Source organism: Methanolobus psychrotolerans, assembly GCF_002243045.1.
Taxonomy (GTDB): Archaea; Halobacteriota; Methanosarcinia; order Methanosarcinales; family Methanosarcinaceae; genus Methanolobus; species Methanolobus psychrotolerans.
This window is the reverse complement of the sequence record NZ_MBKP01000012.1, coordinates 1-16,243: the sequence shown is the minus strand read 5'-3', so window position 1 is coordinate 16,243 and position 16,243 is coordinate 1. Positions and strand designations below refer to the sequence as shown.

The window sequence follows — 16,243 nt, the reverse complement described above, 5'->3', positions numbered from 1 at the left end:
TTATCTTACGGATATCTCAAACAGCCCATCAATTTTATTGATGGTGAAATGTACATCAAGTAGTTGTTCGGTTATGTGGATGTTTGTCAGGCAATGCTGTGTAAGCTCTCTGGTCGTGAATGATCCACATCCTGTAAGTCCCATGTAAGGTATCAGCTGGTCAGCCAGGTGGATGTCAACGGATACCTTTGATCGAAGTTCTCCAAGCAGCGTCTGTGCAGCCTGCCGGCCTACTTTCTCTGCAGTTACTCCTTTTGTTCCAATGTTCACAGATCCAATGAGTCCGGACCACAATGTGATTCCACTTCCTGTTGAGGAGGATTTTCTTGTCTCAATATGTATGTGGGCCTCTGTTCCAGCTTCTTCTAACAGTGCCCTTGCAGAATCAGCCTGTCTTTTTGCTACATGTTCGGGTAAATTTGAACAATGGGATACTCCGTGTATCTCATTTATTCCGGATTTAAAATTGAATCCTTTTAATCCGGATGGCAATATTTCGATTTCAACAACTCCTCTACCTTTAGGATAATATCCTCGTTCAACAAGTCGTATACTTGCTTTGTATCCTATTTTTGAGAGGGCATTTAATGTAACTTCTTTCATGTAGTCTATGGACGGTGACCATGCAACATCAGTCCCGCCTGTGATTCTCATTTTTGTCTTTCCAGGGGAGTAAGCTGCAATCGGCATGATGGATTGTATTAGCAATGGAATGCTTCCTGCAGTTCCTATTTCTATATTTGTTTCAATCCCCCTTATTTCCGATGGAGAAAAGTATATTCCTGTGGAACCAGGGAAAAGACCCTCAACATCCGCATCGCACACCATAGCAACAGTTTCTATGGATTTGAGATGCTGGGGATTCAGTCCTTCTTTTGGGCGGTTACGGCGTATATTTGTTATCGTAACATCTTCTTTGATTATTGCAGAAAGAGCAACAGCTGTCCTTAATATTTGTCCTCCTCCTTCTCCATAAGAACCATCTATTTCGATCATTTCTTTGCGTTACGACGAATCTTTTTCAATGCACCCCTTGCAGCAAAATTCACGGGGTCTATAAGCATTGAAACTGGTGGTGCATAGCAGGTTTCAATGTCTGCAAGTTCATCAATTGTTGTTCTTTTTTTGATGGCAAGTGTGAGTGCATCTATACGCTCTTTCACTCCTTCGCCTCCGACGACCTGTGCTCCCACGAGATACCTGTCGCTGAATATTAGCTTGATGAAAAGTTTACTGCCTCCCGGATAGTATTCTGCTCGTGTGGAACCAGTAGCTATGCCAGTTACGATTTTAATATAATTTTCCATTGCTTTTTTTGATGTGATTCCCGTAGTTCCGACCTGCAATTCTCCTATGACTGCTACCCAGGGATTCAGGATCGGGCCAAATTCAGTGAGAGTGGATGTCAGGTTGTTCGTTATGACTCCTGCCATTCTTCTCGCTGTGCTTGCAACTTGGCTTAACATTGCGTTTCCGGTTATCAGTTCATGGACTTCTACACATTCTCCGCCACAGTATATGTCTTCTAGATATTTGCCGGCTGCTAAGGGGTGTAAATATTCGTTTATAATAATCCCTCCAGTTTCCCCAATCTCAATTCCTGCATTGGAGGCCAACTCATTCTCAGGCTCGACTCCTACGGACATAATTACAAGGTCTGCCGGGAATTCTGTAGAAGCAACTGTGACAGATTTTACGCGTTCTTCTCCGTTAATTGACTCTGGTACGTATCCTGTTATGACTTTAACCCCGAGGGACTCAAGATGTTCCTGGACTGATTCTGCCATATCAGGATCGATATTGTGTGAGAGGATGGATGAATTTCTGTTGAGAAGTATGGTATTTATGTTCCTTTTGGCGGTGGCGGCTGCAAGTTCTGCACCTATAGAGCCTGCTCCAATTATGACTATATTTGATGCATCGCTAAGAGCACTTTCTATTTTCATGGCGTCAGAAAGTGTTCTCAGGGTAAATACATTTTTAAGGTAGCATCCGTTTATGTTTGCAGGTATCTTTGGTTTGCTTCCGGTTGCTATTACAAGTTTATCGAAATGATAGCTTTGACCTCCAGAACTGATGCTACTCTCTTTAAGGTTAATAGAATCCACTCTGCTTTCAAGTCGAAGGTCTATTCTCATTTCTTTGAAAAATCTATTGTCCCTGAGGATCAATGAATCAAAGTCTTTTATCTGGCCCCCAATGACAAATGGCATGCCACATTGGCTGTATGCGGTATGTCTGTCTGCAGAGAATACTTTCACAGAGTGGTCACTGTGGCGCATCAGACTTGTAGCGACAGCCATACCTACCGCTCCTCCGCCGATTATTATCACTTCTCTATTTTTCTTGGTATTTTTTTCTTGCATATTCTTTTAAAAGTATGTCTGAATATTAATCCGATTCCCCCGGAAAGTTACCACTAACTAAGTCAAAATAAATTGTGTTTTATATTTCAAATATCCAACACAATGTCAACCCATAAGTTTATAAAACTTTGAATTCTATTACCTAATGTAATCATCATTATATGATTACTATTAATGCTCGAAATCAAGATAATACAGATACTATGGACAAGGGTATCTTTCAATAATACAAATATAGTTTAGTCATTCGTAATCACTATAGGTTCAAATAAGAATCATCTACCAATAAGGTATTCATATAGTCATAAAACAGATGCTTAACAGGTCAAAAGCTAAAGTATTCAATGAGGGATTGGAAATACTGCTTATTGACCACAGCCGGAAAACAGCTTAAGTAGCTTATTTGCATCATATGTAGAGTGCAACGTTACTTCTGTTCTTAGCTTGGCGTTGGTTTGGATTAAGTGAAAATCTTCATGTTTATTCATTGAAGTTTAAGTTTCACATTACATGCCTTTCAGTAAGATGATGATGTCTGGTAGTTATTACTGATTTTCTATTTTTGTATTCCGAATTGTTCTGGTATTATTACTAACTTCGGAGATTTTCATATGCAAAATGCAGATACTACTAAATATATTATACACTCAAAGATTGGTGCAGATGGAATAATTGAACGTCCAGATATAGTTGGGGCGATCTTTGGCCAGACGGAGGGTTTGCTTGGCTCTGATCTTGACCTTCGCGACCTTCAGAAGACAGGAAGGATAGGACGAATAGAGGTTGTCGTAAATGCGAAAGGAGGTAAGACCAAGGGTACTATCCTTATTCCATCAAGCCTTGACAAAGTTGAGACATCAATCCTGGCTGCATCCCTGGAGACCATAGACAGGGTTGGACCATGCAGTGCAAAGATAGAGATTACTCATGTAGAGGATGTAAGGGCAACAAAGCGTCTTCAGATCATTGAAAGGGCAAAGTTCATTTTCAAAGGGATGTTCGATGAAAACCTTCCTGAATCTCAGGAGATAGCTGATGAGGTACGACAGTCCGTAAGAGTTGAAGAGATGCAGTACTTTGGTAAGAACAAGATCCCATGCGGTCCTGCAATATTTGAGTCTGATGCAATTGTTGTTGTTGAAGGCCGTGCAGATGTTCTGAATCTTTTGAAATACGGTATCAAGAATACTATTTGCGTAGGTGGTACCAATGTTCCTCCTGAGGTTGCCGAGCTAACCAAGAAAAAGGATACTGTAACTGCTTTTACTGACGGTGACCGTGGAGGGGAGTTAATAATAAAGGAACTCGTCCAGGTTGCAAATATTGATTACATTGCAAGAGCGCCTGATGGTAAGAGTGTTGAAGATCTCGTGCAAAAAGAAATTGTAAGGGCTCTCAGGCAAAAAGTTCCTGTTGAACAGGTTATCGATAAATATTTGGTCAGGGATCAGGCAGTGCAGACTGATGACAGTGTTGCTTCACGTCTTCCAAAACGTAAGGAAAGAAGACCTGCTTCTGAGATTAAACGTGTTGGTACTTCCCAGGTAGGGCGTCCATCCAGAGAACCCCGGGAAAGGGACTCCCGAGATACAAGGGACTCCCGAGATACAAGGGACTCCCGAGATACAAGGGATTCCAGAGGTACAAGGGATACCAGAGACACAAGAACTAAAGAACCAAGAGAAGAGGCAACTGAAGAAGCAAGCGAAGAACAAGTTGCTGTTCCGAAAGCAAAGGTTCCAGTATCTCCTGAGAACAAGAGGTTCAAGTCTCATGCGGATGATCTTTTGGGCACATTCAGTGCACGTTTCCTAGACAGCGGGGATAATGTCGTCAATGAAACTGCAGTTCGTGACCTTGTCAGTACTCTTAAAGATTACAAGGAAGAAGTAAAGACGGTTATTTTTGATGGGGTTGTCACACAAAGGATCCTTGATATCGCAGCTGACAAAGGTATAGAGCGGTTGATTGGTGCTAAAGTGGGTAGTGTCACCAAGAGACCCGTTTCTGTTAAAGTGCTTACAGCAGCCTCTTTATAATTCCATATACTGTGCTTGCGCACAGTATATATATTCTATGTTTTTTATTGTAACTCTTTTTGTGTGTTCTTACTTTATTTTTGCAATAATTATATCATTTATCATGTTTAATCATTTGAATTAAACCGTAATATTTATATAGTATCTCTGAGGAATTGATTTCCGTGGGAAATGCCTTTATTTTGAAATTAACCAACTATATGTGATGCATTATTTTTAAAAGTGCACAAAATAGCAAAAAAGATTCAATTTTAGGTATAGGTTGGTTGGTATGCACAAAGATGAATTGATACAGCTGCACACATTGATGGCGCAGATTAAAAGACATTTCGAACATATAGGAATAGATACTTCTTTGAATGAATATGATTCGTTATCTATAAGTCCCTTACATGTTCACAGGAGTAAAGCCGAACACAAACATGCTATATTCGTCCTTGGAAATGATATTGCTTCAGCATTATCATCGGATGATGTTTCCGGCATTGGACGAACTTCTGCAAGAATGCAGGAACTTGCTGTACGTGCAAGCGGAAATCTGGCGAATACGAATTAGATATAGTCCGGAAGTCTGAACATATGCTTCTTTCCTGATGACACAGGTTTACTTGTGTTTTTCAGGAAAGCGGCTGCAAATGGTGTAAGACGCTTTTTCATTATTATTCCGTCTTCTCCGTCAGAGTAGTATCCGTGTTCTACCCAGCAGGGAATGAATTCCATACGTTTATAAAATTCCTGGGCTCTGATATTGGTTACCCTGACCTCAAGGCTTGCATATTGCAGGAATTTGTTTATGAATACCGAAAGAATGGCATCCATAAGCCTGACCCCAATACCCATACTTCTGAATCCATCTCTTACTGCAAGTGAGAATATTCTTCCCTCATTAGTAGATAGTTCGTATCCTACAACAAAACCTACTATGTAGTCGTTGTACCCGGCAACAAAGAATCCTTCACTATTCATTTCATAGAAATTCATATACAGGAAAGGATTGTGTTCCGAAAAAGCCTCTGCCTCTATTTCAAGAACCTCTTCAAAATCCGATGGTTCAAAGTTCCTGATCGTTATCATCTGCAAACCACAATACTTCTAATCTATTCTATCTTCTTGACATGACGCAAATCTACTGCTACTCCGCGACTGGCTTTCTTCATCTCTTCCCCGCTCATAACCGCTCTTCCAACCCCAATTGCATTTTTCCCATTGATAAACACTTCATCGTTTGGTCGAATGGATGGGTCAGCGTCAATTACGCCGGGTGCCAGAAGCGAGCCACGAGGAACGAAGTCATCTATCTTAACGGTGTATTTACTCTGATCCGACATAGCATTTACTCCATCGATGGTTACTGCCAGGGTGCCGTATTGAGGTATCAATGTAACAAGTTGCTTCTTTCCCACAAAGACCTGGTGTTTAGGGAAAGGTCCTTTGATAATTGATCCATCCGGCACAAGTATCTGTCCGCAACCTTTTCCAAACTGGTAATCTGCAACAGCTTTCATAAGGTCTTTTTGTGTTTCCTCATGTCCTCGTTTTCTTCCGGTGCAGAGTCCGGACATCGTTTCACTTAGATTCCTTAGAGATTCAGGTGAAGTTACACTGCCAAGACTTGTATAAATGATATCTATGCCAAGTTTTTCTGCCACCATGTTACATATGAGCCGATATGCATCCTCAACATGCGCAACAATGGATGTGTACTGGTGCTGTGACAGGTATTTTTCAAGGCAGGATGCTACCCATTCTTTTTCTTCTGCATCCCAGTACCCGGTCACAGTTGTATCATAATGCGCTGCAGGGTATGTCAGTTCAAGTTCCCTTGGCACAATTCCAAGAGGTGATGTGATTATGACCTCGTGAACATATTTGCGGCTCTTTCCAAGTGCATTGATGAATTTCCAGTGAGAGTTTGACAGTGAGTATGGTTTCTTTGCAGAACATGGTAAAAGCAGAAGTATGTCCTTTTCAGGTGGAGTGTATCTTTCATGTATCCTCCTTGCAAATCTGACGATCTCAACCCTGTTCTGTGATTCTCCGCAGGTTGCAATAAGTCCGTTATTCCTTGCAATGGGGCTTTTACTTTCCATATAATTGTACTGGGCATCTGCAAGTCGCATCAGGGCAGTAAGCCATGGTTTGACCCTGCATTGTCCTTCTATGTATTCACGCAGCATTCCGGCCCGTATCTTTTCCCTAACAAGGGCCGCTTCAGCTTCCATTGCGTTGATGTTGTGTCGCTCTAAAATTGCTGCACGGCTCTTTTTGTCCATTTCCATAAGCTTTGATGTATCAGTTGATGAGCAGGCACTGCATCTGCATGGCAGCTCTGCCAGTGCATCAAGGTAGAACTGTCCTGCCGCGGTGAGATATATATCGTTATGTCCTGCGACTATGGCTTTTGTATTGTCGAGGACATCGATACCAAGATAAACCAGCATTGCAAGGTTCTCAGGAGTGCATATGTTGGGTGCATAGACTGCCGTGTCAGGTGATATCTCGTTTTTCATCTCAATAAGCGTGTTGAGGAAGTGTCTTGCATTGTTATCAAAACAACCGGCACCCTCCATCACATAAAGATCATGTTCCTTTACCGTCTGCCCGGGTATGTATATTATGCCTGTAGCTCCGTTTGTTTCTATTTCTGATCTTTCTGCAAGTTTTATTGCAAGTTCGTGCGGTGCTTCAGGTGTAAGATCCTGGTGAGGAAGTATAATAAGGACATCTTCGCCTGCAATTTGCCTCATTTCCCGGAAATGGTTCTCTCCTTTTTCCGGATCCCTGTATTTCCAGAGTGAGCCTCCGTCTATTATAAGGCTTTCAGGAGAGCCTAAGCTTCTTGTATCTATTATGAAAGGTGTTTGGATAGTCTCCTTCAGGAGAAGTTTCCCTATCCTTGCCGCACCATCCCGTTGATGTACCTCAAAGTATCGTGTCATTGCTGCTTAATGGATGTAGTCAGATGTAAATGTTTGCCTTCACCAACAAGTATAAATCGTACTATCTCACTTAAAAAACGATTCCATGCAAAAATCCGATTTACTCAAAAATTTGCAGGAAATTGTGGGAAATGAAAGAATTTCCACGTCTACTGCAGAGCTTTATTGTTATTCATGTGATGCTTCCCAGATCAGGGGAATGCCTGATTTTGTACTCAGGCCCGCGAGTACTGAACAGGTTTCAAAGATTGTCAGGCTTGCAAATGAGAATGAAATTCCTGTGACTCCCCGGGGTGCAGGTACAGGACTGGCCGGAGGAGCAGTTCCAGTTGAAGGTGGTATTGTCCTTGACATGTCTTCTATGAACCGGATAATGGAAATGGACCTCGATAACCTTCAGGTTACGATTGAACCAGGTATTGTCCAGGAAAAACTGAATGAAGCACTTGAACCGTATGGTTTCTTCTTTCCGCCCGATCCGGGAAGTTCTGCGATGTGTACACTGGGCGGTCTTATAGCCAATAACGGAAGTGGAATGCGGTCGGTGAAATACGGTACAACCCGGAACTATGTTCTTGGGCTTGAGATAGTACTTGCAGACGGCACTGTGATAAATACTGGTTCCAAGACCTCAAAATCCGTTGCAGGTTATTCTTTGACGGATCTGTTTGTCGGTTCTGAAGGAACTCTTGGGGTCATAACAAAAGCAACATTAAAAGTAAGGGCTCTTCCAAAGGAGCGTTCAGTATTGCTTGCATCTTTTGATAATCCTGAACTCGCCGGCAAGGCAGTTGTCAAGGTCCTATCCTCCGGAATAGTGCCTTCTGCATGTGAGATTCTGGACAGGAATATAATAGAGGCCATAAACACCTACGATCCCCATGTAGGACTTCCAAAAGCTGGTGCTATTATCATGTTCGAGGTGGACGGAACTGAAAATAGCGTTCGTGAAGGTATCGAGATGATAAAGGACGTATGCAGTTCTCTTGCAACCAGCATCAGGGCAGCTTCAGACAAAACGGAAAGAGATGAGATATGGGCGGCAAGAAGGCTTGTAGGAGCTGCTGTTTCCAGGCTGGACCCACTTCGTACCCGCGTCTATGTGGGTGAGGACATCGGTGTTCCTCTAAAGGAGCTTCCAGGAATGCTGCACAAGGTTGGTGAGATATCAAAAGAATTCAACCTGCCGATCATGACCTATGGGCATATAGGTGACGGGAATCTCCATACTGGCATGTGTATTGATGTGCTTGATGAAACGGACTGGGACAAGCTGAATAAGGCTGCAGACAAGATTCACCGTACTGCCATCAGTATTGGTGGAACTGTTACTGCTGAGCATGGAGTTGGCAGTGCCAGGGCAGAGTACATGGGACTTGAGCTTGGTAAGGGTCTTGATGTAATGATATTGATAAAGAATGCTCTTGACCCTAAAGGTATACTCAATCCTGGGAAAATGGGGGTTTGAGAATGAACGACTCGGATATGCGTTCAATACTGAAATGTGTCCGCTGCGGTACATGCCGTTCGGTATGTCCGGTCTTTGATGTTGTAGGCTGGGAATCTGCCAGTTCTCGTGGCCGCATGCTTGTAGCCCATGGCATTTCCCAAGGCATGGAGGTCGATGCGGGGGTTTTTGACAGTTTAAACACCTGTACTACATGTGGGCTTTGTGAACAGATGTGTCCTTCCGGAGCATCACCTGTTAAAGTTGTAGAGAATATCAGGCACCAGCTTGTAATGCAAGGTAAGATGACCGATGCGCAGAAGGCATTGCGTACTGAAGCTCTTGAAAAGGGAAATACTCTTGGAGAAACCAAAGAGCGGATGGCATGGCTTGGCGATTCCAGAAAGGATGTTGCAAAAAAGGCAGACTATGTCTTATTTGCAGGCTGCCTGGGTTCATACAGGTATCCTGAACTTACGAAAAGAACCTTTGACATACTGAAAAAGTTCGGTGTTACCGCGCTTCAGGAAGAAGTATGCTGCGGTTCCCCGCTCCTGAGGACCGGCTCTGACCCGTCTGACCTGATGTTAAAGAACCTTGAGCAGATAAATAAGACAGGTGCACACACGGTGATCACGGGTTGTGCAGGCTGTTACACTGCACTGAAGAATGATTATCCTGAGGACCTGAAAGTTGTCCATGTCACTGAGTTCCTGGCAGACCGTCTTGCTGAGCTGGACCTGAAGAAGCTTGACCTGAACGTTACTTATCACGACCCATGCCACCTCGGAAGGTGCAACGGAGTATTCGATGCTCCGCGGCAGCTAATTAAGTCAGTCTGCTCCCTTGAGGAAATGAAAAGCAACCGGGAAAAGTCCAAGTGTTGCGGGGCAGGAGGTGGAGTGCTTAAAGGTTACCCTGAATTATCCCTTGAGATCTCAAAGAGGAGGGTTGAGGAGATTCCCAAAGACGTGGACTATCTTGTAACCGCATGTCCGCTGTGCCGCACAAATCTGATACGGGGCGGTCCGAGGGTTGAGGTTCTGGATATCATCGATCTGTTAGAAATGGCTATGGAATAGCCATTTTAGTTTTCTTTTTTAAAATACATTTTTTAGTTAGGTTGCTTAATTTGAAATTTAAAGAGCATGTAGCTCATGCTCTCTTCATTTTCCTTCCAAATGCCAAAGCAAATACTGATCCAATAATTCCAAATCCTGGGATAGGCAGACTGTTTTCAGAATCAGCATTTGTCTCTTCGACTTCTTTCTGCACAGATTCCAGTTCTGTATCCTCATATCCATTCATTTTTCTGAGTTCGGCATAGTCCAGATTGAGCCTTTTACTCACAAGATATGCAGGATATTGTCCCGCCTCGGTATTTCCTCCCAGAACTTCGTATACTATGCAGGAACCATCATCTGACCAGTAGACTTCATACATGGCTGATTTTTCCCATTCCATAGGAGTATCTTTAGTACTTTCTATGTAGAAAGGTGTCAATTCTCTGTGCAGCAGGGTATTGTTGTGAACAGAGATGATATCTATGGCATATTGTCCATTCTTGCAATCCTCAGAGTAAACTACCCTGGGTGCTGCATACATTTTGCTGTCAGGAGAGAACGCAACGGCGTAATACCCCATAGTAACTATATTCTTTATGTTAGTGTGGCTTCCTATGGCTGTATCATTTATGTAATAATCTTCTTTATTCCCTCCTATCCACCTATAGATGAAGCTATAATTTCCATCTGGACTGGTAGTGGTTCTTGGAGTAAATCTATAGTGTAAGTGTATCTGTGAGTGTTCCCCATCCTCACTGTACACACCTATCTGATGTGCCTCTATACTATCAGGATTTGTGTATGATTTAGAATAGAACATATTCTCAGTCACAGTTTCATCAATATTTATGACAGGACTTGCCAGAACAGCACATGTCTGGATAATACTCAATAACAATATTAGTACCAACAATTTATACTTCATAGTATAACTTCCATTTTTCTTTGAGATATATACGTATGAATTACAGTAAACTAATATATATTAAAAAGATAACGGTTTTATTCTTGTATACACATATATATTAGTTTTATCGCCATATTTACCATCCATTCTTCCCGCCTTTCTTACGGCTTATCAGGCAATTCCATGAATTACCCACAAGATCCAGCCTGTTGGCACGCTTCAATCCTTCGTACACCAGATTATAGTTCCCTGGCTCCCGGTAATGTAACATTGCTCTTTGAATACTTTTCTCTTTTTGAGAAGTAGCTACATATATCCGCTTACTTGTGAATGGGTCTATTCCTGTGTGAAACATGCATGTTGCTGCTGTCATGGGGGTAGGCGTGAAATCCTGAACTTGTCTGGTGTAGCGTCCGGTGTCTCTTATGTATTCTGCAGTTTCGATCATATCATCAAGAGTGCACCCGGGATGACTTGACATAAGGAACGCTACAAGGTACTGGTCCTTGCCGATTTTTTTATTAATTTCTTTGTACTTTTGCTCGAATCTCTCAAAAACCTCCCTTCCAGGTTTCTTCATGGCATTGGTCACATTGTCGCAATAATGCTCAGGTGCAACCTTTAGCTGTCCACTAACGTGATGGGCGCACAGCTCTCCCAGGTATTCTTCATCAAGCAAAGCAAGGTCATAACGCACTCCGTAACCCACAAAGACCTTTGAGATGCCGGGCAGTTCACGAAGTCTTCGCATAAGTTCGATGAGTTTTTTGTGGCTGGTATCAAGGGAAGGGCAAGCTTTGGGGTAAATGCATAGCTTGTCCTTGCAAACTCCTTTTTCATTCCAGTTCCTGCAGTCCATTCCGTACATATTGGCAGACGGTCCGCCAAGCCCGTTGATGATGCCTTTGAATCCCTGGATATCCATGAAGCCTTCAGCTTCCCTTAGTATGGAATCGATACTTCTACTGCGTATCATTCTACCTTGATGAAGGGCGATAGCACAGAAAGAGCAGGCTCCAAAACAACCTCTATGGGTGTTGATGGAGAATTTAACCATATCAAGGGCAGGAATGACTTCCTCGTATGATGGATGTGTTTCCCGGGTGAAAGGAAGTTCGTAAACATGGTCAAGTTCTTCGGTTGTCAGGGGGCGCATTGGTTTGTTCTGGACTATTACGGTCTTCGGATGGATCTGTATAATTCCGTGGCCTCGTATGTGATCCTGTTCTTCATAGACTGTCTTGAATGTCTTCGCGTAAAGTTCCTTGTTCTTTGAAACTTCAATGTATGGTTCAATCTCTATGCGACCTTTAAGCAGTTCCTCACGTTTCTCTTTCCAGGTTTTGATGTCCATCTTCCAGACAGTCCCGTCAACATCAGTGATGTCTGAAACAGTTATCCCTTTGTTGAGCATGTCTGCTATTTCTAATATCTGGAGTTCACCCATGCCGTAAACAAGAAGGTCAGCAGGTGCGTCTGCGAGAATAGACTGGCGCACTTTCTCAGACCAGTAGTCGTATTGGGCAAAGCGGCGAAGAGATGCTTCAATGCCGCCAATTACTTGGGGAACATCAGGGTACGCTTCTTTGAGGCGGTTGGAATAGACAATCGCTGCTCTGTTTGGCCGAAGTCCTGGTCGATTTCCCGGGGAATAAGTGTCATCATGACGCAGTCGTTTTGATGGTGTGTAGTTGCTGACCATTGAGTCAGTATTTCCTGCACTGATGGCAAAGAAGAGGCGTGGCTTTCCAAGTTTCTTGAAGTCCTCTGCATCGTCCCACTTTGGCTGTGCAATAACTCCCACTTTGTAACCTGCATCTTCAAGCACCCTGCCTATTATGCTTGTTCCAAAACCGGGGTGATCAACGTAGGCATCCCCCGTGACTATGATTATATCAAGTTCTTCCCAGCCTTTCTCTTTAGCTTCTGCAAGGTTCATCGGGAGGAATTTAGGGGAATCAGTTTTTTTGTTATTCTTATTTTGTTTCATGATTTATCCTTAAAGTATGCTTCTGGACATGCGAAGAGAAAATTCGATTTGTTTGTTCACATCATTTGAGGTTACTTCCCCATGCCCCGGGTAAAGTGTCTCAACATCAAGTTTAACAAGCTTGCTGATCGATCCGGTTAGTTGTGAACGGTTGCCGCCTTCAAAATCTGTGCGTCCTATGCTTCCATTGGGAAATACAGTGTCTCCTGAAAACAGGCTCTTTGAATTTGCTTCATACAGGCAGATACCTCCCGGAGTATGTCCGGGTGTGTGAATGACTTCGAGCTCTTCATCGTTGCCTATGGTTATTCTGTCATCCTCGTTGAGCAGTATATCGGGTTCAATGGAAGGGGCTCTGTGCCCAAACATTAAAGCAGCACTCACATGGTCATTTTTCAGCAGAGGAGCATCATTTTTGTGAATCGCTATTTTTGCACCACTCATTTGGGCTATCTCCCGTGCCGATGCTGTGTGGTCATAGTGGCAGTGAGTGAGTATTATCAGATCCAGGTCCTTTATGTCGATGTTATTCTCTATTTCTGCGATAAGTCCTTTTGTGTTCATTCCTGTGTCTACCAGGATTTTTCCATTAATGAGGTATGAGTTGGCATCGTAAAGGCCGGTGTTGAAAATTTTGACCTGCATGTGTATTCTCCTTGAAGAAAATATTCAGAGCTCAAATGCCCTGCGGGTATTTTCTATTGTCGCCAAGGCTACTTCAGCTTCATCGATCCCTTTGAGTTTTGCGATTACAGAAACAGAATCTAGAACAAATGCTGGTTCATTGCGGCCTTTTCTTGGTGAGAGGTATGGGCTGTCTGTTTCTATGAGCATGTTCTCAAGAGGTATATTCTGAGCTATTGATTTGTGGTGTTCTGAAAAGCAGACAAGGGTTGGTATGGATACGTAATGTCCTACATCTACGATTTTCTGCATGGTTCCAAGTGAGCCGCCATAGCAATGAAACACAACTCTGTCAAGATCTTTACTCATTTCAAGTGCAAGGTCTTCGCCATCCCTGCCGTGTATTACCAGGGTCTTGTTGTACCTGTCTGCAATTTCGATGACCTGGCTGAATACTTTTTTTTGCCGTTCCCTTCCGGCATCAGATGTGCAATAATAAAAATCAAGCCCAGCTTCTCCAATTCCTATGGCTTTATCGATGTTGCGTTCCATTTGTGACAGTATCTGTTCTATCTTTTCATTATTCGCATCAGGCACCATCTGGGGACTGAGTCCGAGTGTGGCATGGATGAAGTCATACTTTCTGGCAAGTTCAAGAGAATCTGCATTTGTTTTGTAGTCTATGCCCGAGTTGATCATTTCAACTACTCCGCTGCTCCTTGCCCTGAGAATAGTCTCATGCATGTCCTTGTTGAATTTAGGGAAATTAAGATGGCAGTGAGAGTCTATTACTTCATAAATCATGTTTGTTCAGTTATGGTCTATACTATATAGATATAAACCTGTAATATGGATCTGCTCAAAGAAAGATGTTTCGAAAATGTAACTTGAAAACAAAGAAAAATGAAGGATCGTGAATCCACGGTCCTGATATTAGTTTATTGCATACTCCAGAGCTTCTTCTTTTCAAGAAGTATGTTGATAGCTGTGATGAGTGCGTCTACGGATGCTGTGGCAATATCTGCACTTGCAGATTGTGCACTGACGACACGTCCGTCTTCATCCTCTACGGAGATTGTAACTACTGCAAGAGCATCGCTTCCTCCGGTTATTGCCTCTAGGCTGAAATCACGCACTTTGACTTTAGTGTATCCACCAATCATCAGTTCAACTGCTTTCAGGGCAGCGTCTATTGGCCCCACTCCGTAGTTTGAGGCAACAGCTTCTTCGTTACCTATCATTGCCCTGACTACAGCTGTTGGTGTTGTAAGGTTACCAGTCATGACTGAGAATTCTTTTAGGATTATGGTCTCGTTTCCGAGGTTTCTTCCAAGGACGGCAGATGCGACGGCGTGAAGATCTGCATCACATATGCGCTTGCCTTTGTTTGCTATGTCCTTGATCCTGACAAGTATTTCATCCAGCTGTTCTTCAGTAGTCTCGATACCCATATCTTCAAGTGATTTCTTGACTGCATGCCTTCCAGCATGTTTTCCTATAACTATACGACGCTTGTGACCTACCATTTCAGGGGTCATAATACCGGGTTCGAAAGTATCGGATTTTTCAAGTACTCCGTGTGTGTGGATGCCGGACTCATGGGCAAATGCGTTGTCTCCGACAATAGGGGTGTTAGGGGGCATGTGTATGCCTGTGAAATTTTCAACCATCTTGGCGGTTTCAAGCAGGTATTCTGTCTTGATATTGGTCTTTGCACCATATATGGACTGCAGGCACATCACTACTTCTGCGAGGTTTGCATTACCTGCACGTTCTCCAATGCCATTGACCGTTACCTGCACCTGGCTTGCACCGGCTTCTACTGCCATGAGGCTGTTTGCGACAGCAATCCCAAAGTCGTTGTGACAATGGACGTCAATTGGTATGTTCACTTTGTTGTTAATGCTTTTCACTAGTTGGTACATCGAGGAAGGTGCCATTACACCGACGGTATCAGGAACGTTTATTATGTCGCAACCGGCTGCTTCAACAGCTTTGTATACTTCTATAAGGTAGTCAAGGTCGGTTCTGGTAGCATCCATTGCTGAGAACATGCATTTTGCTCCATGTTCCTTGATGTATTCCACAGCATCCACTGCCATGGTGATGACCTCTTCTCTTGTTTTCTTGATAGTGTGTATCCTCTGAATATCGGAAGTTGATACAAAGGTATGTATCATATCAACATTACAATCTATACATACGTCCAGATCTTTTGTAAGGACGCGGGCAAGGCCGCATACATCAAGACTGAGTCCTTCGTTGGCTATGGCTTTTACGTTCTGCTTTTCGCCTTCCGAAGAGACCGGGAAACCAGCTTCAAGGACATCAACGCCAAGTTTGTCAAGTTGCCGGGCAATCTTGATTTTTTGCTCGTTTGTGAGCGATACGCCTGGTGTTTGTTCACCATCGCGAAGTGTCGTGTCAAAAATAGTCTTGTGTGTGTTTATAAGTGGTTTATCGCTGTAAAAAGCGATCCCTCAGTTCTACAGTTGGATTCATGTTAATCATTCCCGATTGGAGTTTATGTTATAAAAAACCTCCGTAGACTTCGTGATTTTTATTATGACTTAATGACGTGTCATGGCTCTTCCTCCGCAACCCTTTTATACAAGTGTTGACTTGTAAGGGTGCTCACGTTGAGCCCACTGGTGCGTTACTGCATCATGATAATCGACTCTACGTGAAGCACATGATGAAGTACTAATTTCATTTCATCAGGCTGGTGTTTAAAGGTTCATTCTATGCCTTCGGATCATTTGGTTCGGAAGGTATATATACGATGATGTCCTTTGTAGGAGTCCGCGCAAATCGCGGCAAAAACGCTTACAATCACCGCCTTTTATGCAAGTGGAGGCAGGAGTTAT

General features: G+C 43.1%; 13 protein-coding genes. 4 read left to right on the top strand and 9 right to left on the bottom strand.

Annotation, left to right across the window (positions count from 1 at the left end; all coding sequences use genetic code 11):
* Together rtcA and BB781_RS05825 are read right to left on the bottom strand one after the other, a co-directional pair.
* Positions 1 to 996, bottom strand: coding sequence for an RNA 3'-terminal phosphate cyclase (gene rtcA / locus BB781_RS05830; protein WP_094227568.1), 996 nt, complete (start codon positions 994 to 996; stop codon positions 1 to 3).
* Positions 993 to 2,366: an NAD(P)/FAD-dependent oxidoreductase gene (locus tag BB781_RS05825; protein ID WP_094227567.1), complete on the bottom strand. Its 1,374-nt coding sequence runs from the start codon at positions 2,364 to 2,366 to the stop codon at positions 993 to 995. Before BB781_RS05825 ends, rtcA begins: the two co-directional genes overlap by 4 nt.
* Positions 2,367 to 2,977: 611 nt before the next feature.
* On the opposite strand from BB781_RS05825, the gene dnaG reads away from it, so the two are divergent.
* The gene (gene dnaG / locus BB781_RS05820) at positions 2,978 to 4,405 is read left to right on the top strand and encodes a DNA primase DnaG (protein ID WP_094227566.1); all 1,428 of its coding nucleotides are present in this window, start codon (positions 2,978 to 2,980) and stop codon (positions 4,403 to 4,405) included.
* A gap of 271 nt (positions 4,406 to 4,676) precedes the next feature.
* Positions 4,677 to 4,961, top strand: a complete 285-nt coding sequence (locus tag BB781_RS05815) for a UPF0058 family protein (RefSeq protein WP_094227565.1) — start codon at positions 4,677 to 4,679, stop codon at positions 4,959 to 4,961.
* Here the strand turns inward: BB781_RS05815 and BB781_RS05810 are convergent.
* A complete protein-coding gene (locus BB781_RS05810; protein WP_242492556.1) occupies positions 4,958 to 5,479 on the bottom strand; it encodes a GNAT family N-acetyltransferase in 522 nt (173 codons plus the stop codon). The genes BB781_RS05815 and BB781_RS05810 overlap by 4 nt on opposite strands.
* A gap of 23 nt (positions 5,480 to 5,502) precedes the next feature.
* Positions 5,503 to 7,344 (bottom strand): archaeosine synthase subunit alpha, encoded by a 1,842-nt coding sequence (gene arcS, locus BB781_RS05805; protein WP_094227564.1) that lies wholly within the window; start codon positions 7,342 to 7,344, stop codon positions 5,503 to 5,505.
* A gap of 85 nt (positions 7,345 to 7,429) precedes the next feature.
* Here arcS and BB781_RS05800 point away from each other — a divergent pair, with 85 nt between their 5' ends.
* The gene (locus BB781_RS05800) at positions 7,430 to 8,812 is read left to right on the top strand and encodes an FAD-binding oxidoreductase (protein ID WP_094227563.1); all 1,383 of its coding nucleotides are present in this window, start codon (positions 7,430 to 7,432) and stop codon (positions 8,810 to 8,812) included.
* A gap of 2 nt (positions 8,813 to 8,814) precedes the next feature.
* A complete protein-coding gene (locus tag BB781_RS05795) occupies positions 8,815 to 9,873 on the top strand; it encodes a (Fe-S)-binding protein (RefSeq protein WP_094227562.1) in 1,059 nt (352 codons plus the stop codon).
* A 73-nt stretch (positions 9,874 to 9,946) separates the two neighbouring features.
* Here the strand turns inward: BB781_RS05795 and BB781_RS05790 are convergent, their stop codons facing one another.
* The 5 genes from BB781_RS05790 to BB781_RS05770 all read right to left on the bottom strand — a co-directional run bounded on the left by BB781_RS05790 (position 9,947) and on the right by BB781_RS05770 (position 15,826).
* On the bottom strand, positions 9,947 to 10,780 hold the full coding sequence (locus tag BB781_RS05790) for a hypothetical protein (RefSeq protein ID WP_129582642.1): 834 nt from the start codon (positions 10,778 to 10,780) through the stop codon (positions 9,947 to 9,949).
* Between the two features lie 118 nt (positions 10,781 to 10,898).
* Positions 10,899 to 12,701: a YgiQ family radical SAM protein gene (locus BB781_RS05785; RefSeq protein WP_242492560.1), complete on the bottom strand. Its 1,803-nt coding sequence runs from the start codon at positions 12,699 to 12,701 to the stop codon at positions 10,899 to 10,901.
* Between the two features lie 60 nt (positions 12,702 to 12,761).
* Entirely contained in the window at positions 12,762 to 13,397 is a 636-nt protein-coding gene (locus tag BB781_RS05780) for an MBL fold metallo-hydrolase (protein ID WP_094227559.1), read from the bottom strand.
* Between the two features lie 24 nt (positions 13,398 to 13,421).
* Positions 13,422 to 14,180, bottom strand: coding sequence for a TatD family hydrolase (locus tag BB781_RS05775; protein ID WP_094227558.1), 759 nt, complete (start codon positions 14,178 to 14,180; stop codon positions 13,422 to 13,424).
* 134 nt (positions 14,181 to 14,314) lie between these two features.
* On the bottom strand, positions 14,315 to 15,826 hold the full coding sequence (locus BB781_RS05770) for a 2-isopropylmalate synthase (protein ID WP_094227557.1): 1,512 nt from the start codon (positions 15,824 to 15,826) through the stop codon (positions 14,315 to 14,317).
* Positions 15,827 to 16,243: the final 417 nt, after the last annotated feature.